The 20,949-nt window shown below is 59.0% G+C and carries 19 protein-coding genes; 5 read left to right on the top strand and 14 right to left on the bottom strand.

Annotation, left to right across the window (positions count from 1 at the left end; translation table 11 throughout):
- Window positions 1-97: 97 nt before the first annotated feature.
- From D460_RS0106045 to D460_RS0106015, 7 genes are all read right to left on the bottom strand, one after another.
- A complete protein-coding gene (locus D460_RS0106045) occupies window positions 98-1,126 on the bottom strand; it encodes a LacI family DNA-binding transcriptional regulator (RefSeq protein WP_018897623.1) in 1,029 nt (342 codons plus the stop codon).
- A 267-nt stretch (window positions 1,127-1,393) separates the two neighbouring features.
- Window positions 1,394-2,296: a bifunctional methylenetetrahydrofolate dehydrogenase/methenyltetrahydrofolate cyclohydrolase FolD gene (gene folD / locus D460_RS0106040; RefSeq protein ID WP_018897622.1), complete on the bottom strand. Its 903-nt coding sequence runs from the start codon at window positions 2,294-2,296 to the stop codon at window positions 1,394-1,396.
- Window positions 2,297-2,299: 3 nt separating this feature from the next.
- Complete coding sequence (gene purU, locus D460_RS0106035; RefSeq protein WP_018897621.1) at window positions 2,300-3,184, bottom strand: formyltetrahydrofolate deformylase; 885 nt, start codon at window positions 3,182-3,184, stop codon at window positions 2,300-2,302.
- A 48-nt stretch (window positions 3,185-3,232) separates the two neighbouring features.
- The gene (locus D460_RS0106030; protein ID WP_018897620.1) at window positions 3,233-4,051 is read right to left on the bottom strand and encodes a 3-methyl-2-oxobutanoate hydroxymethyltransferase; all 819 of its coding nucleotides are present in this window, start codon (window positions 4,049-4,051) and stop codon (window positions 3,233-3,235) included.
- A 31-nt stretch (window positions 4,052-4,082) separates the two neighbouring features.
- On the bottom strand, window positions 4,083-5,309 hold the full coding sequence (locus D460_RS0106025) for an FAD-dependent oxidoreductase (protein ID WP_018897619.1): 1,227 nt from the start codon (window positions 5,307-5,309) through the stop codon (window positions 4,083-4,085).
- Window positions 5,310-5,318: 9 nt separating this feature from the next.
- Window positions 5,319-5,633 carry a MocE family 2Fe-2S type ferredoxin gene (locus D460_RS0106020; protein WP_018897618.1) on the bottom strand — a complete coding sequence of 105 codons (315 nt, stop codon included), beginning with the start codon at window positions 5,631-5,633 and terminating at the stop codon, window positions 5,319-5,321.
- A 24-nt stretch (window positions 5,634-5,657) separates the two neighbouring features.
- A complete protein-coding gene (locus tag D460_RS0106015) occupies window positions 5,658-6,746 on the bottom strand; it encodes a fatty acid desaturase family protein (RefSeq protein ID WP_018897617.1) in 1,089 nt (362 codons plus the stop codon).
- Window positions 6,747-6,891: 145 nt separating this feature from the next.
- Between D460_RS0106015 and D460_RS0106010 the strand changes: the two genes are divergently transcribed.
- Window positions 6,892-7,920 carry a LacI family DNA-binding transcriptional regulator gene (locus D460_RS0106010; protein WP_026282838.1) on the top strand — a complete coding sequence of 343 codons (1,029 nt, stop codon included), beginning with the start codon at window positions 6,892-6,894 and terminating at the stop codon, window positions 7,918-7,920.
- A gap of 29 nt (window positions 7,921-7,949) precedes the next feature.
- On the opposite strand, the gene D460_RS0106005 is transcribed toward D460_RS0106010, so the two are convergent.
- The 5 genes from D460_RS0106005 to D460_RS0105990 form a co-directional block, all read right to left on the bottom strand.
- A complete protein-coding gene (locus D460_RS0106005; RefSeq protein WP_018897614.1) occupies window positions 7,950-9,065 on the bottom strand; it encodes a Gfo/Idh/MocA family oxidoreductase in 1,116 nt (371 codons plus the stop codon).
- 110 nt (window positions 9,066-9,175) lie between these two features.
- Window positions 9,176-9,472 carry a MurR/RpiR family transcriptional regulator gene (locus D460_RS32615; protein WP_018897613.1) on the bottom strand — a complete coding sequence of 99 codons (297 nt, stop codon included), beginning with the start codon at window positions 9,470-9,472 and terminating at the stop codon, window positions 9,176-9,178.
- Between the two features lie 189 nt (window positions 9,473-9,661).
- Window positions 9,662-10,687, bottom strand: a complete 1,026-nt coding sequence (locus D460_RS0106000) for an ABC transporter permease (protein ID WP_018897612.1) — start codon at window positions 10,685-10,687, stop codon at window positions 9,662-9,664.
- A gap of 38 nt (window positions 10,688-10,725) precedes the next feature.
- Window positions 10,726-12,267: a sugar ABC transporter ATP-binding protein gene (locus D460_RS0105995; protein WP_026282837.1), complete on the bottom strand. Its 1,542-nt coding sequence runs from the start codon at window positions 12,265-12,267 to the stop codon at window positions 10,726-10,728.
- A 68-nt stretch (window positions 12,268-12,335) separates the two neighbouring features.
- Window positions 12,336-13,265 carry a sugar ABC transporter substrate-binding protein gene (locus D460_RS0105990; RefSeq protein ID WP_018897610.1) on the bottom strand — a complete coding sequence of 310 codons (930 nt, stop codon included), beginning with the start codon at window positions 13,263-13,265 and terminating at the stop codon, window positions 12,336-12,338.
- Window positions 13,266-14,074: 809 nt separating this feature from the next.
- Between D460_RS0105990 and D460_RS0105985 the strand changes: the two genes are divergently transcribed.
- The 4 genes from D460_RS0105985 to D460_RS0105970 all read left to right on the top strand — a co-directional run bounded on the left by D460_RS0105985 (window position 14,075) and on the right by D460_RS0105970 (window position 19,058).
- Entirely contained in the window at window positions 14,075-14,803 is a 729-nt protein-coding gene (locus tag D460_RS0105985) for a gluconate 2-dehydrogenase subunit 3 family protein (RefSeq protein ID WP_026282836.1), read from the top strand.
- 38 nt (window positions 14,804-14,841) lie between these two features.
- The gene (locus D460_RS0105980; RefSeq protein WP_026282835.1) at window positions 14,842-16,617 is read left to right on the top strand and encodes a GMC family oxidoreductase; all 1,776 of its coding nucleotides are present in this window, start codon (window positions 14,842-14,844) and stop codon (window positions 16,615-16,617) included.
- Window positions 16,618-16,620: 3 nt separating this feature from the next.
- Window positions 16,621-17,931 carry a cytochrome c gene (locus tag D460_RS0105975; protein ID WP_018897607.1) on the top strand — a complete coding sequence of 437 codons (1,311 nt, stop codon included), beginning with the start codon at window positions 16,621-16,623 and terminating at the stop codon, window positions 17,929-17,931.
- Window positions 17,932-18,029: 98 nt separating this feature from the next.
- A complete protein-coding gene (locus D460_RS0105970) occupies window positions 18,030-19,058 on the top strand; it encodes a LacI family DNA-binding transcriptional regulator (protein WP_018897606.1) in 1,029 nt (342 codons plus the stop codon).
- A 78-nt stretch (window positions 19,059-19,136) separates the two neighbouring features.
- Here the strand turns inward: D460_RS0105970 and D460_RS0105965 are convergent, their stop codons facing one another.
- Together D460_RS0105965 and D460_RS32610 are read right to left on the bottom strand one after the other, a co-directional pair.
- The gene (locus D460_RS0105965; protein WP_018897605.1) at window positions 19,137-20,192 is read right to left on the bottom strand and encodes a porin; all 1,056 of its coding nucleotides are present in this window, start codon (window positions 20,190-20,192) and stop codon (window positions 19,137-19,139) included.
- A gap of 550 nt (window positions 20,193-20,742) precedes the next feature.
- Window positions 20,743-20,949, bottom strand: a 207-nt coding sequence (locus D460_RS32610) for a transposase domain-containing protein (RefSeq protein WP_018897604.1), incomplete at its 5' end; no start/stop codon positions are given.

The following is a 20,949-nucleotide window of genomic DNA, read 5'->3' as shown; positions in this document are numbered from 1 at the left end:
AATGACAAATTCACTATGCCAGAACAATGGCCGCTCGCGGGAATACGTCTTTGCTGAGGTAGATGTTCGTAGGTCTTGAGGTATTCACCTCATAGAACTACACTGAAGGCGGTAGATAGATTTGGGGCTCCAGGAAGCGTTGACCGAGCTGTTGTGTCTGGCCGTCTATAACCGATCGAACCATCAGTTCTATCGTCTCGCGGCACAAAGCGGACAATGGGGTACTGATGACCATTGTGGCATAGCCGTCCGACAGCGCCGCACGGCTCACCGTCGTAATTTCGTTTACGACGAGCGCGACCTCGCCGGGCTTACGCATCTCGCGCAGTGCCGCGATCGCCCCCTCCATGCCGCCTCCGGCAACGCAGATGCCCGTCAGGTCGGGGTAGCGTTCAAGAAGGGCGAGGGTCGTCTCGTAGGTAAGCTGGCGAGTTTCGAGGTTGATGACGGAATCGAGCAGAGCCAAGTCTGGCCCGGATTGCCTAAACTGGGATCGAAATCCTGTCTCCCGCAACTCGTGACCGACCCAACGGTTGCTGCCCATAAACAAGGCTACCTTCCCGGGACCCTTGGCCGCCGTCGAAATCATCCACCCGGCAATCTTCCCTGCTTTGAGGTTGTCCAGTCCGATGTAGTGCTCCCGCGCGCCCGGGGCGAAGTCGTTCAGCAGTGCGAAAACAGGTTTGCCCCTTTGCCGCAAGGTCTCGGTGGCTGCCGTGACCGCGTGATGATTGACGGCGGTGCAGGCTACCGCATCGGTGTGCTCTCCGACCGCGAGCATTGCCTCCGCCATGTCGGAGGGCGACTGCGATGATACGAAACGGACGAGCGGCGTTGCTCGCACATCCTCCCGTGCCATCGCAGCTGCTTCGAGTTCGTTTTTGAAATTCTGGTAGAACTCCTGCTTCTCCTTGATCAGGACAAACCCCAGTCTCACACGGGTGAGCTTGATCGCCAGCTGCTGATCAATGAGATTGGCGCCGTAGTAACCCAGCCTGTGTGCTGCCTCGGCAACTTTGCTGGCGGTCTCGGCACGGACATGACCACGCTTGTGCACAACACGGTCAACCGTCGCCTTGCTGAGGCCAGCCTCTTCAGCGATATCTTCAATTCTCACTCGCCTCATGATGTTCACCTCGTCAACGCGGAAATACTTTTTTGAGGTCTTGAGGCGATTACGTCAACTCGGCTCCCGCAGACAGGCGTGACTTCAGGCCTCGCGAGAATGAGCGCGAACAGTCAGACAGTGTTCTGGAGCCGGCGCGATGAGATTTGGTGCTTGGGCAATTCACGTCGGCCGCGCTCAACGCCAGATTACTTTGCCCTGCGCTCGCGACGAGCGCCTAATCATCACAGACGGAGATTGGCCACGGCAGCTCTCCCGCAATCCGCGCTAACAGAAACGGGGCACGACCTGGCCGGCGGCGCGGTGCGCAGCGATCACGGTGTTGGCCATCAGCATGGCAATGGTCATCGGACCGACGCCACCGGGAACCGGGGTGATGACATCCGCGACTTCGGCCGCCTCGGCGAAGGCGACATCGCCGACGAGACGCGTCTTGCCCTCACCCTTTTCGGGCGCTGCGATGCGGTTGATGCCGACATCGATGACGGTCGCGCCGCGCTTGACCCAATCGGCCTTGACCATCTCGGGACGGCCGACGGCGGCAACCAGGATATCGGCGTTGCGGCAAACTGCAGGCAGATCCTTGGTTCTCGAATGCGCGATGGTCACCGTGGCGTTGGCGTTGAGCAGCAGCTGCGCCATCGGCTTGCCGAACAGATTGGAACGACCGACCACGACGGCGTTGAGGCCGGAGAGATCCTCGCCGTGGGTGCGGCGCACGAAGACCATGGCGCCGGCGGGCGTGCACGAGACGAGGCCGGTCTCGAGATCGCCGACCGCCAGCTTGCCGGCGTTGACGACGTGAAGACCATCGACATCCTTCTCGGGCAGGATCGACTGGATGATCGGCTCGGAATTCAGGTGCTTGGGCAGCGGCAGCTGCACGAGGATGCCGTGGATCGTGTCATCGGCGTTGAGGGAAGCGACGAGCGCGGCCAGTTCTTGCTGCGTCGTCTCGAGCGGCAGCGTGTGCTGCACGGACTTGAAGCCGCATTCCTTGGCCATCTTGCTCTTGGAGCCTACATAGGCGTGGCTTGCCGGATCGTCGCCGACAATGATGACCGCGAGACCGGCCTGAACGCCGCTCTGCTTTTCCAGTGCCGATGTTGCCGCCTTCACCGTGTCGATGACCGAAGCTGCAACCTTTTTACCGTCGATTACTGTCGCCATCGTTTAGCCCATGCGCTCGGAGGCGTAGCTGCCCGGGCTTGCCGGGAAGACTACGGTGCGGTTGCCGTTCAGGAACACGCGGTGGTGGATGTGGGCGTGGATGGCGCGGGCGAGAACCTGGCTCTCGACATCGCGGCCGATCGAGACGTAATCGTCCGCCGACTGTGCATGGGTGATGCGTGCCGTGTCCTGCTCGATGATCGGACCTTCGTCGAGATCGGCGGTAACGTAATGCGCGGTGGCGCCGATCAGCTTCACGCCACGCTCATAGGCCTGCTTGTAGGGGTTGGCGCCCTTGAAAGACGGCAGGAAGGAGTGGTGGATGTTGATGATGCGGCCGGACATCTTCTTGCACATGGCATCGGAGAGCACCTGCATGTAGCGGGCGAGCACGACGAGTTCCGTGCCAGTCGATTCGACGATCTGCATGATCTGCGCTTCGGCCTCGGGCTTGTTTTCCTTCGTCACCTTGATGTGGTGGAAGGGAATGTCGTGATTGACGACGACCTTCTGATAGTCGAAGTGATTGGACACCACGCCGACGATATCGATCGGCAGCGCACCGATCTTCCAGCGGTAGAGCAGATCGTTGAGGCAGTGACCGAAGCGCGAGACCATCAATAGCACTTTCATGCGCTGGTCGCCGTCGTGGATTTCCGCGGTCATCTCGAACTTCTCGGCGATCGGCTGGAAGCTTTCGCGAATGGCCGCCAGTGTCGCACCTTCTTCGGAGATGAAGCTGACGCGGGTGAAGAACATGCCGGTGGAGAGATCGTCGAACTGCGAGCTATCGATGATGTTGCAGCCCTTGTCGGCCAGATAGGTCGAAATCGCCGCCACGATGCCGCGTGTCGATTTGCAGGCTACCGTCAATACGTAAGTCGTCATTTTTATTCCCATGTCTCTGGAGTGTAATAGAGAGCGATTTGACGGCGCTCAGTCTTCCGTCTTGACCAGATTCTTCTCAACATGGGCGAGAAAGGCTTTCAGCTCGTCCGTGTCGATCGACACGAGGTGACGTTTGTCCGGGTATGCGCTGGACTGAACGTCAGCCACGAACTCGCTGAAGGCAGCGACCCGCTCGCGCTGCAGCCGATCATACTCGGACGCGAAGTCGCGATAGACCTTGGCATGGCGGGGATAGTGATCGCGGTTGGCACCGAGCACGTCGTCAGCGAATAGATACTGCGCATCGCAGCCGCTGCCCGCCCCCATCGAGATCATGAGCATCGACGTGTTGTTGCTGATGATCGCGGCGACATCACCCGGAACGACCTCAATTTCGACAGCGAAGGCACCGGCATCTTCAAGCGCTTTCGTCTGTCGCCAGATTTCGATCGCGCTCAGCGCGGTTTTTCCCACTGCCCGGAACCCGCCGGTCCACGTCGCTTTTGACGGGATGAGCCCAACGTGACCGCAGACAGGAATGCCTTCCTCGCGCATGCGGCGAATGATCCGTGGGCTCGCCGCACAATAGACCGCATCGCCACCGGCCTTCAGGGCGATGAATGCCTCACGCATATACTCCTCGGCCGACACGTAGTCGCCGTACTCGAGACCGGGGATCGCAAAAGGCGATGGTGCGGCCTCGCGAAATGCCGGGCCAAGAAGAGCTGGCGGTACAGAGACGATATCCACAGAGGCCTGCTGGGCGGCCTCGGCTTCATCTAGCGTCGTGACGCGCAGCATGGTGAGCTGACGTTTGCCCTTTAGCGACAGGAGATCGGCTACGGTCGGCCGGCCGTGTTTCTTCATCGGATTGTCCTTTTCCAGAATCGATTGCCGCTCACGCGGAAAGCAGGGATTTGAGTTTGACGCCGGCGTTGACGAGCGCTTGCGGATCGGGATGCGAGCGGGCAGCGATCAGCATCTCTGCAAGGCGGATGTCGCGCGCCACCGCGTTTCCTGGGCCGATTCCGCTTGCGGCGATTAGCCTTCCGGCCTGATCGAGGTGAAAGAGAATGAAGGCCCCTTCCCCAATGTCCCGGCGCAGGTGTCGGACCGCGCCGTCCGCGAGGCCGGCGATCTGAAGCGTCATGTCGTACTGGTCCGACCAGAACCAGGGCACGGCGGAGATTGTCTCGCCGCCTCCCATCATGTTGACCGCCGCCATCGCGCCCTGCTCCTGCGCATTGCGCCAGGATTCGAGACGCACTCGCTTGCCGCCATAAAGATCGAGCGGGAACGAGCAGCAATCGCCGGCAGCATACACATCGGGCGCGGACGTCCGCAGTTCTTCATCGACGGCAATGCCGTTGTCGATCGCAAGTCCAGCTTGCTCCGCCAGCGCTGTGTTAGGTACCGCACCGATCCCGACCAGGACGAGGTCCGCCTGAATGACGTCGCCACTTTTGAGACGGACAAGCGCCTTGCCCGCATCCTCGGTGAGCGCCTCGATCGTGACACCGCAACGCACGTCCACGCCTTCAGCACTGTGGCGTGCCGTCACGGCGGCGGCGATATCTTCGGGCACGCCGCGCTTCAACACGCGTTCAAGCCCTTCGATCACGGTGACCGTCGCTCCGAGCTTGCGGGCTGTCGCGGCCAGCTCGAGCCCGATGAAGCCACCGCCAATAATCGCAATGTGCTTGCCCGGCTGCATGGCGGCGCGCAGTGCGACTGCATCGCCATGGGTCCGCAGCAAACGGATATGCGGGCTCGTCACAGCCGCCCCCGGAAAAAGCTTCGGCCGGGCACCAGTTGCAATAAGCAGCTTGTCATAGGTAAGCACTCGCGCATCGGACAATGTCAGTTGCCTCGCCCCGACATCGAGCCCTTCGACGGCGACGCCGATGAGCAATGCAATGCGCTCCTCGGCGTAGCGTTGCTCGTCGGCGACATACTTTGGATGCTGGCCATCCCCGAGTGCTGCTTTGGACAGTGGCGGGCGCTCGTAAGGAGCATGCGGCTCGTTACCGATCAGCGTGATGTCGCCGTCGAAACCCTTTTCCCGCAGCGTCCATGCTGCTCGAGCGCCGCATTCTCCGGCGCCAACAATCACGAAATGGGACATGACCGCCCCTCAGATCGAAATGAAGACGGAATCGCCTTCGACCTTGACCGGATAGGTCTTCAGATTGACGCAGACGGGCGCACCCTTCGCTTCGCCGGTCTTGTAGTTGAAGCGGCCATTATGTTTCGGACATTCGATGATCTCGTCCATCACGAGACCGTCGGCGAGATGAATTTTTTCATGGGTACATAGGCCGTCGGTTGCAAAGAACTCGTCGTCAGGGCTCCGATACACTGCAAAGGTTCTGCCGGCGTGGTCGAAGCGAAGCACGTCCTCCTCGTCGATATCGTCCTTGGCGCAGACTTCGATCCAGGTCTCACTCATGATTTTTCCTCCCATGTAGACTGATTACTGTGCGGCCGGGGCAAGCTCGGCGTGAAGCTCCTCGCGATAGGGCCGCGCGCTGGCCGGCAGCTCGCGCTTCAGGAAATAGTCCTCGTTGCGCAACTGACGCAGGAACGCCGGGATCATTTCGCGATAGCCAGACCACATCGACGGGTTTGGCGCGGGCAGATCATGCTTGATCATTGCGTGGAGGCGGGGAAGCGCGTGATAGGGCACCATCGGAAACATATGGTGCTCGACGTGGTAGTTCATATTCCAGTAAATGAAACGGCTGATCGGGTTCATGTAGACCGAACGACTGTTCAGCCGGTGGTCGATGACATTGTCGGCCAGGCCGCCATGCTGCAGGAGCCCTGTCATGACGTGGTGCCAGGCGCCATAGAGCCTTGGAAGGCCCATCAGAACCAGCGGCAACCAGGAGCCCATGATCAGCGCGGTCGCGATCGTCGCAAGGTAAATGACGAGCCAGATGCGGGCGATGCGGATTGCGCGGGGTTGCTCGGATTCAGGTACGAAGGTCTTTTCCTCGGCACTGATGATGCCGACTGCGTTGCGCAGCATGTCGATCATCGCGTGATAGGCGTCGAGCAGGCCGAAGGCATTGAGAACGAGCCGAAGAAGGTCCGGTGGCCTCATGACGGCAATCTCGGGATCGCGACCGACGATAACCGTATCGGTGTGATGGCGAGTATGACTCCAGCGCCATGTTACCGGGTTACGCATGATCATGAAGCAGGCGATCTCGTAGACCACGTCGTTCATCCAGCGCGTTTTGAAGGCGGTACCGTGGCCGCATTCGTGCCAGCGGCTGTCGGATGCCGAGCCGTAGAGTACGCCGTAGGCGAGGAAGAACGGTAGTGCGAGCCAGGATCCCCAGAAGTAAGCCCCGAGCCCGCCAAGAATGACCATGCTGCCCAGCCAGATGACCGTGTCGCGAATTGCCGGCATGTCGGAACGCTGCATTAGCGCTTTCATATCCTTGCGCGGCACATCAGTGTGATACCACTGCGCGGCAGCGAGTCCGGTTTCAACTGCCGTACGGGCACTTTGCCCAAGCAGGCTGTAATCGCGCTTTGGCACGTTCGTCGTCATTTCCGCCTCCCAAGCCGGCCTCCAACCGCCGGTGAAGCTTAAGATAGATTGACTTATCCAACCGCTCAATGCAGCCTTGCTATTATCTATCAAAACATATCATAAAGCTGGGCGAAGGAATGACAAATTACCTCAGGAGCAAGCGATGAGCCGCCCAACAATCGCAGATCTAGCCCGGGTTTCCGGCGTCAGTGTCGCAACGGTCGACCGCGTATTGAATGGTCGTCACGCTGTCCGCGAGGAGACCGCAAGACGGGTTTATGATGCCGCCCAGGAAATCGGGTATCATGCCGTAGGATTGATCCGGAAAAGAGTCTTCGAAGATCTGCCCCGACACCGGCTGGGCTTCCTTTTGCAAAAGCCGATGCAACCCTTTTATCAAAGCTTCGCGAAGGAGATCGAAGTTGCCGCGCGATCTGTGACGACCGCACGCATTCAGGCCGAAGTGGACTTCGTTCAAGCCAGCACTCCTGCGGCCATTACCGAGAAGTTGAAAGCGCTGGCGGCTCGAAACCAAGCAGTCGCGGTCGTTGGCCCCGACTATCCGGCTGTTTCCACAGTTGTCGAGGAACTGAAAGACAAGGGAATTCCGGTCTTCGCCCTTTTATCCGATTTTGCCGCCGGCGTGCGTGATGGTTACATCGGCGTTGATAACCGCAAAGTCGGGCGGACGGCAGCCTGGGCGGTCGCGAAGACGGCGGCGCAAGCGGGAAAGGTTGCGCTGTTCGTCGGCAGTCATCGGTTTCACGGGCACGAGTTGCGGGAGGTTGGCTTCCGTTCCTATATGCGCGAAAACGCGCCCGAATTCGAGGTGCTAGACACGCTCGTCAATCTCGACGCAGCAGATATCACTCATGAGGCAACAGTTGATCTATTGCATCGGCATCCCGACCTGGTCGGCCTCTACGCGTGCGGTGGCGGCATGGAGGGCGCTATTGAAGCAGTACGGGAAGAAGGTTTCAGCGGAAAGTTAGTGCTCGTTGTCAATGAGTTGACGCCCGACAGCAAGGCTGGACTTGCCGATGGCACGGTTGCCATGGCGATTGGCACGCCACTTCCTGCGATGTGCTCGGCGGTCATGCGTCTTATGACCGCCGCGATCGGCGATCGTGACGCTGCCGTTCCCGACCAGGTTTTTCTGCCCTTCGACATTCATATTCCGGAGAACATCTAGCTCGGGGCCCATCACCCAAGAGCCTCCACTCAGGCGATCTCGATCCAGCGGCGCTGGTGGAACGACTCTGCCATGGCGTGAACAGACTTTTCTATCCTAAGACCGTCTTCGAATGTGACGATCACCGACGGCTCACCGGAAATCGCACGAATGAGTTCGCGGCATTCGATGATCTTCAGATCGTTGAAGCCAAGGCCGTGGCCGGGCGCGGGAATGAAGCGGTCATAGGGATGGTGGGCGGGTGCGGCCAGGATTTTGCGGAAACCCTGCTCGCTGCCGCGGCCATCGGCCTGATAGAGCTCGAATTCGTTCATGCGCTCCTGGTCGAAGGTGATCGCCCCTTTCGACCCGAATATCTGCAAGGCTATGCGACCCTTTCGACCCCAGGCGGCACGGTTGGCCATCAATACGGCGGAAATGCCGCCGCCAAGACGCATCAACACATTGGCCCCGTCGTGATTCTCGACCGAACGCCGTCCACCGTCCTTCACTGGGCGATCGGCGTAGGGCTTGGCCATGTCAGTGACGACAGCCTCGACATGGCCGAAGAGGCACCAGAGCAAAGACAAAGGATGGACGGCGAAATCGTCGAGCGCGCCGTAGCCGGCCGACAATTCGCTCTTCCAATAGAAGAGCGCGTTCGGATCGGCCATGAAGTCCTCGTCCATCTCGACGCGGATGTGATTGACCTGGCCGATGGCGCCTTCGCCGATCAGCGCCTTGATGTGGCGAATGATCGGGTTCTGGATATAGTTGTAGCCGAGCACGGCAACCTTGCCGGCGCGCCTTGCGGCATCCAGCATGCGCTCAGCATCCGCAAAGGCAGGCGCCATCGGCTTTTCGCACCAGACGTGCTTGCCCGCTTCGAGCGCCGCAATCGCCATCTCGGGATGAAACTGGTTCGGCGTGGTGACGGAGACGACATGGACATCGGGGTCGGCGATCAGCTGACGCCAGTCCGCGGTCGCCTTTTCAAAGCCGAACTCCGAGGCGCGCGCATCGGCAAGATCCCTGTTCGCCTCGGCCAGATGCACAAGGCGCGGACGCTCGACATCGCCGAAGACGGTCTTGACCGCATTCCATGCAAGCGCGTGGCACTTGCCCATATAGCCCGTGCCGATCAAGCCGACGCCCAACGATTTCATTTGCGCTCCGTGTGTTGTGTTTGAGAATTTTGGTAATCGGATCGCGATCCCAAAGGCTGTCCGCGTCCATGCGATGGGGCGGCGCGAGACGCCGCATATGGCTAAATCGCTCAGGAAGAACCAGCGCGCGCCGCCGAACTGGCCAATACATGCTGCCTGAAGAAGCGCCGAAACTCGCTGAAATTTGTGAAACCGAGGGCGTTGGCCGTCCGAAACACTGTGGAGGGCGCCACGGAACATGCCGAAGAAATCGATTGAGCCGTCCCAAAGGCAATGAGAGCAGGCTTTTCCAATGCGAAGCGCGCAACGCGCTCCGATTGTTCCGGAAACTCGCAAGCCCGCGCAGCGATCATGTTCTTAAGTTCCTGGAGATCTTTCGGTTCGCTTGCTGAAAGACGGTGTTTCATGACGGTTTCCTAAGGGCTTCAGTGCACAAGACCGACCTTCCGCGGCATACGACGAGGCGCGACCGCCAGTTCCTGTTCGAACGCATTTCAGCTGCTTGAAATACGTCGTGCGGGGAATGCCCCCGCACGACCAGCGCCTTGGGCTACGCTCGGTTATTCAATGGCTTGTCCGCGCAAGCACTTTCTCGCTCAATGTTTCGCCCGCTTCTTTTGCCGATAGACGTCAATGACAACAGCAGCGACGATGATGAGGCCTTTCACGATTTCCTGGTAATAGGCATCCACCCTGAGGAAGGTAAATCCAGAAGTCATGACGCCGAGGATGATGGTGCCGATGACAGTGCCGGTAATGCGGCCGACACCGCCGGTCAGCGAGGTGCCACCAATAACAGTGGCCGCAATCGCGTCGAGTTCGTACATCACGCCCATGCCTGCCTGCGCTGTTTGGGCTCGAGCAGCGGTGACCACGCCGGCGAGGCCCGCCAGCAAGCCAGCGATTGCATAGACTTTGATCAGATGGGCTTCGATGTTGATACCCGACACTCGCGCGGCCTGAACGTTCGCACCAATCGCATAGGTGAACTTGCCGTACCGGGTATAGCGAAGTGCAATGTGAAAGATCAGTGCAACAACGAGGAAGACTACGACGGGCCATATCCCAGTGCCAATGAAATTGAACTGGTCCGTGAGGCCCGAAACCGGCTGGCCCTTTGTGTACCACTTGGAGATGCCACGCGCCGAGACCATCATGCCGAGCGTGGCGATGAACGGCGGGATTTTGGTCTTGGCGATAAGCTGGCCGTTGATGTAGCCGGCGGCCAATCCGATGAGCAGGCCGACGCCGATCGGGATGAAGAAGGGTAAATCCGTGAGGCTTGGATACAGAGCCCGCGACCATGTCGAGGCCTGCGCGAAACTCGCAGCGATCATTGCTGTCATGCCGACGACAGAGCCTGAGGACAGGTCGATGCCCCCAGTAATGATGACCTGCGTGACGCCGACTGCGATGATGCCGATGACGGAGACCTGCAGGATCATGATTGTCAGGCGTTGCGAATTGAACAGGAAGCTCTGACCAACGAAGATCCAGCCCAGAACCTCATAAACAAGCGCGATGCCGATGAGCACGAGGAAGATGCTCAGCTCCGGCGGTACGCGACGGCGCCTGGGGCTCTTCAAAAGCGGGCCGGCGGCCTCTGCTGTATTGTTTGTCATGGAATCCTCCCTTAGATAATCGAAGATCGCGCGCGCGGCTATTGCGCGGCGAGCTCCATCACCTTGATCTGCGTTGCTTCGTCTCGATTGAGAAAACCGGTCACCCGTCCCTCATGCATCACCATGATGCGGTCGCTCATGCCCAGCACTTCGGGCATCTCCGACGAGATCATGATCACGGCCACGCCGTTGCGGGCCATCTCGGTGACTAGGCGGTGGATCTCCGCCTTGGCGCCCACGTCGATACCGCGGGTCGGCTCATCGAGAATGAGGATCTTCGGGTTGGTGAGCATCCAGCGGCCGATCAGGGCCTTCTGCTGGTTGCCGCCGGACAGGTTCTCAATGCGCTCGAAGAGATTGGGCGTCTTTACGCGCAGCTGGCGCGCCATCGTCTCGCAGGCTTCCTCGATCTTGCTCTCCTGGACGAAGCCGCCCTTGACGAACTTGTCCTGAAGGACCGCGATCTGCATGTTCTCCAGAATGTTGAGAACGAGAAGACAGCCCGTATCCTTGCGGTCTTCGGTCAGGAACGCCATGCGGTGCTTGATCGCCACCGTCGGCGAGGTAATGTCCACCTTTTTGCCGAAGAGCTCGATCGTGCCGGTCTTGGCCGGCGTCACGCCGAAGATCGTCTCTGCGACATTGGATCGGCCGGAGCCGACCAGGCCGGCCACGCCGAGGATCTCGCCGGCGCGCACCTCGAAGGAGACGTCACGGAAGAACCGGCCGTCGCTCAGATCCTTGACGGAGAGCACGACGTCGCCGATCGGAACCTCTTCCTTGGGGAACATCTGGGTGATCTCGCGGCCGACCATCATGCGGATGATGTCGTCGCGCGTCACGTCCGTCGATGCGTGGGTGCCAATGTATTTGCCATCTCGGAACACAGAGAACTCGTCGGCGATTTCGAACAACTCGTTCATCTTATGCGTAATGTAGACGATACCGATCCCCTGCGCCTTCAGGTCACGGATGATGCGGAACAGGTGGGCGACCTCGCGCTCGGTGAGCGCCGACGTCGGCTCGTCCATGATGAGCACGTCGGATTTGTAGGAAACCGCCTTGGCGATCTCGACCATCTGGCGGCTGGCGACGGAGAGCTCACGGATCTGGATCTCGGGATCGATCGCGATATTCAATCGGCTCAACAGATCTTCGGTCATCTGGCGCATGACGCCGTGGTCGACGAATCCGAAGCGGTTCTTTGGTTCGCGGCGGATCCAGATGTTTTCGGCCACCGTCATGTAGGGCATCAGGTTGAGCTCCTGATGGATCATGGCGATGCCGTTCTCCAGCGCATCAAGCGGCGAGCGCAACTGGATCTCGATGCCCTTCAGACAGACCTGGCCCTTGTCCGGCGTATAGATGCCGGCCAGGATCTTCATCAAGGTCGACTTGCCCGCGCCATTTTCGCCCATCAAGGCATGAACCGTGCCGCGCCGCAGGCGAAACTGCACGTCATCGAGCGCCACGACGCCCGGAAATTCCTTGCGGACACCTTCAGCACTCAAAAGAAATTCGGCGTTCGGTACTGCTCCGCTGGCGCGCACAGCCGCCATCGTGGATGGACTAACCACCATATCAAATCCTCCCTGATCCCACTGCGGTCGATGTGTGCGGGGGGATGCCCCGCACACAGGCAACAGCATCAGTTCTTGGAAGCGAAGTCCTTGACGTTTTCAGGCGTGACGAGCTGGAAGGGAATGTAAACCTTCTTGTCGACCTTTTCACCCTTGGCAAGCTTCAGCGCGGCGTCGATCGAGCCTTTGCCCTGACCGGCAGCGTCCTGGAATACCGTCACGTCGAGATCACCCGCCTGCATGGAGGCCAGAGCGTCCTGCGTAGCATCGATGCCGCCGACAACAACCTTCTTCATGTCCTTGCCAGCTGCCTTCAGCGCCTGGATGGCGCCGATCGCCATTTCGTCGTTGTTGGAGATGACAGCATCGAATTCGACACCGCTTGACAGCCAGTTGGTCATCAGGTCGGAACCCTGGGTTCGATCCCAGTTGGCGGTCTGCTCTTCGACGATTTCAATGCCCTTGCACTCGTCAGTCTTGATGACGTCGTGAATGTCCTGAGTACGCATGCGAGCGGCCTGGTTGGAGAGCTCGCCCATGATAACCACGGCCTTGCCTTTGCCACCGAGAATGCGGCAGATTTCCTTGGTCTGCAGCGTGCCGGATTCCTGCTCGTTCGACGCGACGAATGCCTGCTTGTCCGGCAGCGTGTCAACGTTAACTGGCTGGCGGTTCACGTAGACGAGCGGGATGCCAGCATCGGCGGCAAGCTTCGACATGGCGGCCGTCGCATCGGTATCGACGGGATTGACGACGATCGCATCAACCTTCGAAGCGATGAAGTTCTGGATCTGGCTCTGCTGCTTCGAAACGTCGTTTTGCGCGTCTTCAACTTGCAGCGTGACGCCATTGAGCGTTTTGGCGTAGTCGCTCATGCCGTTGCGCAGAACCGTCAAAAAGTTGTCGTCGAATTTGGCGATCGATACGCCGACGGTTTCGGCGTGCGCTGCCGTCGACAAGGCGAGCATCATCGTTGCGCCCAAGATAAGCTTTTTCATGTTTTCTCCTCCATAAAACGGTGTCCGGCCGCACCCTCCTCACGCCGGAACTCCTGGCTCCCACCAGGAAGTCGATCGATCGGCCATCGTTAATGAAACAAATAGACCGAAATCTTGCATCGATGAAATATTCATTCCATTATTTTTGAGCGAGGTCAAGACGTTTGTATTAGGCTTCGATAAAGGTTCGGCATTGGTCGAGGCGGCAGCAATTCCGAGCAAAGCGAGCGGTTCGTCCAGTATTTGTGAATGGACGCTCAGAACCGACGTTCCAACTCATCAGCCACATCAGTGGACACTTACGTTGCGTCGGTGACGGTGGTTGATTTCAGCCGTTTTCTGGGAAGCATCGCGTTCACACAGCACCACATCGGACGATCCGAAGGTGGTTCGGTTATCGCTTTAGACAGCGTTCTGTCGTGCCCTCAGAAACACTGATCGTTTGGCTAATATCTCACGCATCCATCATCCCTTCATTCATAATGAAAGAGTTTCGATGTGCTCTCGCAAATTCTTGTTGCGTCGTCTTGTCGCGTTGGATGCCACAGCATAGGAAGCGGATGGGAGGCACGAGGTGAAAATGTTGCAGAACATTCGTATTAGCCAAAGCCCCTTGAAGCGATCCAGAGGATCGATCTGTCTTTTCGGCGTACACCCGCCGAACGCACGCTTTTAAGCACCCTCCTCCTCCGCCGCCGAACGCCGACCACTGGTCTGGCAGTCTTCGCGGATCCCTTCCAACGCCCCCACGACAGTTTACCCTCGGCAACGCCGGCGGCCGCTGTCGCATGCTCTATCGAAAGCATCCGATGAAAAGACGACAAGCACTATTCTCGCTCGGTGCGCTCATGGCCGCACCGGCGCTCGCCGTTCCCGCCAAGGCTGCCGAAGTGCACGGCTATCCCGAGGACATGGCGCTCAACCCGGATTCTGTGCCGCAAGGCATTCGCCGCGGCGGGGTCCGGCTCTCGCTCACAGATGACACCGATTATAAGACGGTGAAGGTAGTATTCGATCGCCTGATGCCAGCCGATGAGCTTGGCCCGTCGGCAAGCGAGGCCGGCTGTCTCGACTTCCTCGACGCCCAGCTCGCCGGTCCCTTCGGCGAGGGGCAATCGCTTTACCGCGACAAGCCGCTCGACCCGAAGGCCGACGAGATGATGCAGGTACCGCAGTTCATCGCTACACCGCGTGAGCGCTACGACACCGGCCTGAAGGCGCTCGAAGCCTATGCCCGCAAGACGGATGGCGCATCCTTTGCCGATCTGCAGCCGAACCGCCAGGACGAGATCCTCGAAGGCATGGAAAACGGTACGATCAGCCTCGGTCCGGACATCAACACCAAGGCATTTTTTGAGCTGATGCTCCAGAATGTTCGCGAAGGCTATTTCGCCGATCCGCTCTATGGCGGAAACAAGGATATGGTCGGCTGGAAGATGATCGGCTTCCCCGGCGCTCGTTACGATTACCGCGCCTATACTGACAAGAACGGCCAGAAGCTTGGCCTGGAACCCGTCAGCCTGATCCCGCGCGACTGATCTTTTCCCGTTATCTGAAAAATCTTCAAGGTATTCTTATGGTTATGAAACGCCCGAAGGCCGATGTCGTCGTCATCGGACTTGGCTGGTCCGGCTCCCTGATGTGCGAAGAGCTAACGCGTGCCGGCCTCAATGTCGTTGCGATCGACCGCGGCCCCTGGACCGATACGTCCACCCACACCCCACCTGCTGTCGACGCCGACGAGCTGCGCTGGGCAAGCCGCAAGGAATTGCTGCGCAAGCCGCGTGATCTCACCACCACGTTCAGAAACACTGTCGACCAGATTGCAGCGCCGCAGCGTGACTTCGGCGTCTACGAACTGGGCGGTGGCGTCGGCGGCGCCGGCTTCCACTGGGCAGGCATGGCATGGCGCTTCTCGTCTTGGGACTTCCAGGTTCGCTCGAAGACGATCGAGCGGTACGGCCTGAAGCGCGCGGAAGACGGCGAAATGCAGTTGCAGGACTGGGGCATCACCTATGATGAGCTGGAACCCTTTTACGACCGCTGGGAGCGGATCGCCGGCATTTCCGGCAAGGCCGGCAATCTAAAGGGCGAGATCCAGTCGGAAGGCAACCCGTTTGAAGGGCCGCGCCAGCGCGACTATCCGACCCCGCCGTTGAAAACGCTGCGCATGATGGAACTCTTCAACAAGGGCGCCAAGGACCTTGGCCTGCACCCGTTCACCATTCCGGTCGCCAATATCAGCCAGGCCTACGTCAACCCGCTCGGCGTCAGCATGGGTCCATGCACCTATTGCGGCTTCTGTCTCTACTATGGCTGCGGCAACTATTCGAAGTCCTCGCCGCAGGCCTGTATCTTCCCGACCCTGATGCGGCGCGACAACTTCTCCGTCATCACCGAAGCCTGCGTGACGCGCATCAACAAGAGCAGCGATGGCAAAACGGCGACCGGCGTTACCTATATCGACGCGAAGGGTAATGAGGTCGAACAGCCGGCCGACATCATCTGCTCGACCGCCTTCATTGTCGATAACGTCCGCCTGCTTCTGACCTCGGGCATCGGCCAGCCCTATGATCCGCGCACCCAAGAAGGTGTGGTCGGCCGAAACTTCAGCTTCCAGACCGTGTCTGGCGCCGACATGTGGTTCGAGGACGACCAGATCAATCCGTTCATCGGTGCAGGTGGCCTCGGCTCGCAGATCGACGACTACAATGGCGATAATTTCGACCATTCCGAACTGGACTTCATCGGCGGTGCCGGCATCCTGACGCTGTCGCGCGATGGCCAACCGATCGCCAAGACCAACAACATCCCGCCGGGCTCGCCGCGCTGGGGTTCCGGCTTCAAGAAGGCCTATTCCAAATACTACCAGAACTACGGCACGCTCTTCAATCAGGGCTGCTCCATGCCGGTCAAGGGTGGTTACATGGATCTTGATCCGAACTACAGGGATAAGTTCGGCGTGCCGCTGATCCGCCTGACGTATGACTATGCCACCAGCGACCGCAACATGGCGAAGTTCACCATGGACCGCTCGGTCGAATTGGCCAAGGCCATGGGTGCTGCCCAGGTCTCGCCATTCAACTTCGCGGCCAAGTCCTTCTCAACCGCAGTCGTCGCCTCCGACCACGTCATCGGCGGCGCGGTCATGGGTGCCGATCCAAAGACCTCTGCCGTCAACACCTACCTACAGAGCTGGGATTGCCACAACGTTTTCGTGGTCGGCGCCTCTGCCTTCCCGAACAATGCCGGCTACAACCCGACAGGAACCGTCGGCGCGCTTGCGATCCGCACGGCGCAGGCAATCCACCAGACTTATGTGAAAAACCCTGGCGCACTGGTGGAGGGCTGATCGATGGCGAACTGGAAACAAGCGCTTGGCGCCGTCGTTGTTCTCGGCATTGCCGGCTGCGGGTACTGGGCCTATGACCGCTTGAATACCAGCCGGTCATCTGTTGCAGACGACACGACCGCACTGTTCGACGTCAAATCGACCGATGCAGCGGCTATCAAGCGCGGTGAATATGTCATGCGAACAGGTGACTGCATGGCCTGCCACACGGTGCCGGGCAATGATCCCTTCGCCGGTGGCTACGTGTTCAAGACACCGTTCGGCACCCTGTTGTCGTCGAACATCACGCCCGACCGGGATACCGGCATCGGCAAGATGACGGAGCGCGATTTCTTCAATGCGGTACGGCATGGCCAAGGCTCGAAGGGCTTCTTCTACCCCGCGATGACCTATACGGCCTATGCCAAGCTGACCGATCAGGACATGCACGACCTCTGGGCCTACATGTCCACCATCACGCCGGCAAAGAATGCCGTCGATGAGAATGCCGGCATGCGCTTCCCCTATAATATCCGTCTCGCCATGGCCGGCTGGAACATGCTGTTCTTCGACAATAAGGGCTTTGCCGGAGATACCGGACAGTCCGAGGCGTGGAACCGTGGCAAGTACATCGTCGAGGGCGCTGGTCATTGCGCCGCCTGCCACAGCCCGCGTAACAACCTTGGAGCAGAGATTGCCAGCCGGCTTATGCAGGGCGGCAACCTCGGCGACTGGTATGCACCCGACATCACCGGAAACCCGCATTCCGGCATCGGCCATCTTTCGAATGAGAGCATCGTCGAATACCTGAAGACTGGCTCCAACGATATCGCCATAGCGTCCGGCCCGATGGCCGAGGCGGTGGAGAATTCGACCCAGTACCTGACGGACCCCGATCTCGAGGCCATCGCGACCTATCTGAAGTCCATTAGCGGCGCCAAGGCCGAAGTTCCGGCTTCCATTCCGGCCAGCCAGCCGGAAATGAAGGCCGCAGCACTTCGCTACGAGGTTAATTGCTCTGCCTGCCACGGCTTGCAGGGTGAAGGGATCAAGTCGATGATACCTGCTTTCGCCGGCAATAACGCGATCATGGCCGACGATGCGACGAACCTGATCCGTGCAATGCTGGTGGGTGCGCGAGCAGTTGCCACGCACGACAAGCCAACCGGCGCCGGGATGCCCTCCTTCGAATGGAAGATGGATGATCGGCAGATTGCCGAGACGCTGACCTACATCCGCAACACCTGGGGCAACGCGGCCGCACCGGTTCGTCCGGAGGATGTCGCCAAGATGCGCCAGACCCTCGCCGCCCGCCCAAACCTCGCGACGAACTGACTGGATTATCTTTGAAGGATACGGCAGCTTGACACAAACTGCCGTATCCCATTGAAAGCTAATATTCACACGGGAACGTCGCTTACAGATCGGTCATCATGAAAAACCGCGTTACGATCATCGATCTTGCGAAGGCCGCCGGCGTCAGTGTTTCGACCGTCGATCGAATTATGAACAAGCGCGGCCCAGTGCAGCGGGCCACGGCCGAACATGTCTTCTCCGTCGCGCAAGAGATCGGCTTCAAGGGCGTGCCCAGCCTGCGGCAGCGCCTGTCCGAGGATGCGCCTGCAAAGACCCTCGGCTTTGTCCTGAACAAACGCGAGCGGCATCTCTACGGCAGCTTCGCCAAGGCTCTGGTCGATGCCACCAACGCCTCCACCAAGATCAAGGGAAAGGCTATCATCCGTCACGTTGACGATATGTCCGCGCGCTCGATCGCCGACGCGCTGCTCAGCCTGGCGGACGAATGCGACAGCATCGCCGGGGTGTGCATCGAACATCCCCGCGTCAACCAGGCCATACACGAGCTTGCGATGCGCGGCGTGCCCTTCTGGGCGCTGCTTTCGGACCTGTCAGCGCCTCATCGCGCCGGCTTCATCGGAACCAACGGCTGGAAGCTCGGAAGAACAGCCGGATGGTTCATGTCGCGGCTTTGCGCGCCAGGCAGCACCATCGGCGTGCTCATCGGCTCGGAACAATATCTCTGTCAGAAAGAGTACGAAGCTGGCTTTCTCAATTACCTGCGGGAAGCGCAGAGCGACTTCAAGCTTCTTCCGGCTCGTCAGACGATGGAAGACGACGAGAACGCTTATCGTCTGACCAGACAATTATTGGACGAGAACGCCGGACTCTCCGGTATCTACATGGGCGGCGGTGGTATCGACGGCGTGGTCCGCGCTTTACAAGAGCGACCTGATTCTAAGATCAGAGTTGTCAGTGCCGAAATCTCCGACCTGACGCCGAAGCACTTGATCGACGAGGTAATCGACGTGGCCCTAAGCCACGAGTTCGGCAGGGTTGCGGCCCTTGCGGTGCAGACAATGGAATCACCGGTTGCGGCCCAACCGTCGAGTACTCCTGCGATCCACTCAGTACCTATGAAAATCTCGTTGCGTGAGAATCTGTAGCGTCAAGCTTGATGGGAAGCGGATTAGGTGGTTGGCCCCGATCCCTGGTCACGGATCGGGGCCTTCGACTAGCCTCTTTTAGAAGGCTCTCTGCAGGCGGAAGAAACCTGTCGTCACGTCGTCGCCTCGGTCCGGATCGAGATAGTTGAGCGTCGCCTTGGCATAGAGGTTGTCGGCGATTTGGTAGTCAACGGTGACACCGACCTTCCACGCATCGCCCAGACCATTAAACGTGTCCGGCACCCCCGCCTTGTTAGCTCCGTAGTAATTGCCGAAGTACTGAACGGCCGGCGTGATCTTCAGCTTGTCGGTCGCATCGATCGCGTACTGAGCCACAGCGGCCCATTCGGCTTTGCTGTAGTAGGAGTTTGGACCGGAGGAGTATACTGCGGCTAGTCCGAGCGTTCCGGGGCCGACCTTCACGTTGCCAAGGGCGCGAATAGCGCCATCGCTGTTGTCGGTGTCAAAGCCACCAGTGACCTGGTAGCTGAAGATACCGGCTTTGCCGCCAACAGCAAAAGCGATCCCAACATTGTTGCTGCTTTCACCGACCTGGTAGACCCCATCTTCCAGCTCATCGACGCTCAAGCCTGCATAAAACTCCGGCGTTTCGTATTGGTAGCGCAACGAATTATGCAAAGTGACTGCCGAACCGATCTCATCGGTCTCGCCGGAAAGACCATCGTCCCACCAAGAGTAGAAAAGACCGGCGCGAATGCCGGCGACGTCGATATACGCCGAGTCGAGAATGGCCGCTTGGGACGAAGCGTTGTCGGCGTTCGTCTGCAAAACGATCACGCCTGTCAGAGGACCGTATTCCGTGTCACTCTTGGCGGTAAGCTGGACCTGACCACGTGTGAACGCATCCCAATCGCTTCTATTGGCAACAGTCGAGCCATTGCCGACAGTCTCGCTGCGGTTCGGGCCGGCGCCTACCTGGAAGCGGACGTAGCCGTTGATCTTCAGGCATGTCTCCGTGCCAGGAATGTAAAAATAACCCGTCCCGTAGGCGTCGCAAACGCGAACGTATTCAACGGCCTCAGGCTCTGCGGCGACAATCGCGTCCGCAGCGTATGCGCCAGAAAAAGCCGCAAGTGCGGCCGTGGAGCCGAGAAGGAGGCTCTTGATACTCATATTATGGATATCCCCAAGTAGCACGACTTCCCTCGTTCGATGTCCGATAGACATCACCCTCGAACGCGGTCGTCGAATGAAAATCGAAGCGGATGCTTCACCTATAATACTCTATAATTTTTATAGAGTATTAAACCTGCAGAATTCTAAAATCGCGAGGAAAAGGAGCAAAAATCTGCAGATATCACGGGCTGCGGCATGGATTCATATCTGAAGATGAAACGTAGCGCGAATGGCTGGAGACGAGCGCTCAAACTGGCACTCGGACTACTTTGAAAGCACGCTCAAGTAAGTCCGTCTGATTGCAATTTCCCGGCCGTCCAAGCACGCCAAGCAGCAATACGACGTCGATGTTGAAGCTAATGCAGTGCCCTCGTTCTACAAAAGCTGGCCAAGTTGAAACCGCATCGCTTTATACCTCGCTCTTTTTATAGATTATTATAGACACGAAATACCGTTGAGGCCGAAATGAAGGTAAGCGCGATTTTCCATGCGCGTTGACGGCTGTTTTAGGGCCAGGTCGGCTACATTGAGAGCGACATGCGGCTAATTAGGCGGCTGAGTTTCTGGAGAAGTTGAACGGCAGCAGGTCGCCAATGCCGGCAGTTTCTTTGCGCTGAGGCAACTCAGTGAGCGCATGGCGCAGCCAGGCGAGCGGATCGACGCCGCAGGCGCGGCAGGTCAGCATGAGACTGTAGATCACGGCGCTGGCTTTGGCTCCATCGACGGTATCGCTGAACAGCCACGATTTTCTTCC

The sequence above is a fragment of the Rhizobium sp. 2MFCol3.1 genome (assembly GCF_000377565.1).
Classification (GTDB): domain Bacteria; phylum Pseudomonadota; class Alphaproteobacteria; order Rhizobiales; family Rhizobiaceae; genus Rhizobium.
Note: the sequence above shows the minus strand (reverse complement) of the source record. Positions and strands in the feature narration are given on the sequence as shown.

Bases quoted from the DNA above. Each gene is read 5' to 3' on its own strand.
- D460_RS0106045 (WP_018897623.1), bottom strand. From the start codon at position 1,126: ATGAGGCGAGTGAGAATTGAAGATATCGCTGAAGAGGCTGGCCTCAGC.
- folD (WP_018897622.1), bottom strand. From the start codon at position 2,296: ATGGCGACAGTAATCGACGGTAAAAAGGTTGCAGCTTCGGTCATCGAC.
- purU (WP_018897621.1), bottom strand. From the start codon at position 3,184: ATGACGACTTACGTATTGACGGTAGCCTGCAAATCGACACGCGGCATC.
- D460_RS0106030 (WP_018897620.1), bottom strand. From the start codon at position 4,051: ATGAAGAAACACGGCCGGCCGACCGTAGCCGATCTCCTGTCGCTAAAG.
- D460_RS0106025 (WP_018897619.1), bottom strand. From the start codon at position 5,309: ATGTCCCATTTCGTGATTGTTGGCGCCGGAGAATGCGGCGCTCGAGCA.
- D460_RS0106020 (WP_018897618.1), bottom strand. From the start codon at position 5,633: ATGAGTGAGACCTGGATCGAAGTCTGCGCCAAGGACGATATCGACGAG.
- D460_RS0106015 (WP_018897617.1), bottom strand. From the start codon at position 6,746: ATGACGACGAACGTGCCAAAGCGCGATTACAGCCTGCTTGGGCAAAGT.
- D460_RS0106010 (WP_026282838.1), top strand. From the start codon at position 6,892: ATGAGCCGCCCAACAATCGCAGATCTAGCCCGGGTTTCCGGCGTCAGT.
- D460_RS0106005 (WP_018897614.1), bottom strand. From the start codon at position 9,065: ATGAAATCGTTGGGCGTCGGCTTGATCGGCACGGGCTATATGGGCAAG.
- D460_RS32615 (WP_018897613.1), bottom strand. From the start codon at position 9,472: ATGAAACACCGTCTTTCAGCAAGCGAACCGAAAGATCTCCAGGAACTT.
- D460_RS0106000 (WP_018897612.1), bottom strand. From the start codon at position 10,687: ATGACAAACAATACAGCAGAGGCCGCCGGCCCGCTTTTGAAGAGCCCC.
- D460_RS0105995 (WP_026282837.1), bottom strand. From the start codon at position 12,267: ATGGTGGTTAGTCCATCCACGATGGCGGCTGTGCGCGCCAGCGGAGCA.
- D460_RS0105990 (WP_018897610.1), bottom strand. From the start codon at position 13,265: ATGAAAAAGCTTATCTTGGGCGCAACGATGATGCTCGCCTTGTCGACG.
- D460_RS0105985 (WP_026282836.1), top strand. From the start codon at position 14,075: ATGAAAAGACGACAAGCACTATTCTCGCTCGGTGCGCTCATGGCCGCA.
- D460_RS0105980 (WP_026282835.1), top strand. From the start codon at position 14,842: ATGGTTATGAAACGCCCGAAGGCCGATGTCGTCGTCATCGGACTTGGC.
- D460_RS0105975 (WP_018897607.1), top strand. From the start codon at position 16,621: ATGGCGAACTGGAAACAAGCGCTTGGCGCCGTCGTTGTTCTCGGCATT.
- D460_RS0105970 (WP_018897606.1), top strand. From the start codon at position 18,030: ATGAAAAACCGCGTTACGATCATCGATCTTGCGAAGGCCGCCGGCGTC.
- D460_RS0105965 (WP_018897605.1), bottom strand. From the start codon at position 20,192: ATGAGTATCAAGAGCCTCCTTCTCGGCTCCACGGCCGCACTTGCGGCT.